Raw genomic sequence first — 796 nt, forward strand, 5'->3', positions numbered from 1 at the left:
GGTGGGACGTCGTGAACACATTTACGTTATATGAAATACGAGCAAATCAATTAATCAAGAGATCATTTGAAGGAGATTAAGATGAACTCTTTATCTGTTCGACTAGAAATTGAAGAATTAATAAAGAAACACCAAATTAACAGGGAAAAGTTTTTCGAAGTTAGGAAAGACCAATGGAGAGATATTTTAGATAATATTGAAGAGCGTTTTTTAGTTAAGACTCATTATACCCATGGATTACACTGGGGATGGAATAGACTCAAAGAGCCTCGTTATTCCGTGAGGTTTGTCGACTCGCCCTATAAACATATTAAAGACAATATAAAAGATGAGTATGTCTATTTTATTGTAGAAGACGTATATGACAAGATGTGGGTTTATGAGGGCGCAAGAAATACGATTTTTAATCAAGTAATTCCTGAGTTATATCAATTAAATGAATATTTCTTGGTTTCTAAGAAATATCAATGGCTTATTTGTGAAGATCATCATGAAATTGTACATCTCTCTGGATCGGAAATCATCGAACGAATGAAGGCATATGAACAAAAGAATATTGAAAAGATATTTAAGTGAAAGTTAATTCAAGAAGGCTCGTACTTCATATAACACAATGTTCACGCTTCGGGGCATTCGCCCCTCGGTCCGGACAGAAGTTAGATGTGGGATCGAAGATGCAATTGGCAGTAGCAGGGAAGCATATTCAGCCGGACACATCCGCACCACCTAACCGCATCGCGGCCGGCTCCTGACGGAGCCTTAAGGTGGTGGGACGTCGTGAACACATGAACGTTAT

1 protein-coding gene is annotated in these 796 nt (G+C 38.1%); it reads left to right on the forward strand.

From position 1 onward, the window contains the following. The first annotated feature begins 81 nt into the window (after window positions 1–81). The gene (locus ACFPOF_RS23750) at window positions 82–576 is read left to right on the forward strand and encodes a DUF6756 family protein (RefSeq protein ID WP_378137357.1); all 495 of its coding nucleotides are present in this window, start codon (window positions 82–84) and stop codon (window positions 574–576) included. Window positions 577–796 lie beyond the last annotated feature (220 nt).

This window comes from Cohnella soli (genome assembly GCF_042655525.1).
In the GTDB taxonomy this organism is placed as follows: Bacteria; Bacillota; Bacilli; order Paenibacillales; family Paenibacillaceae; genus Cohnella; species Cohnella soli.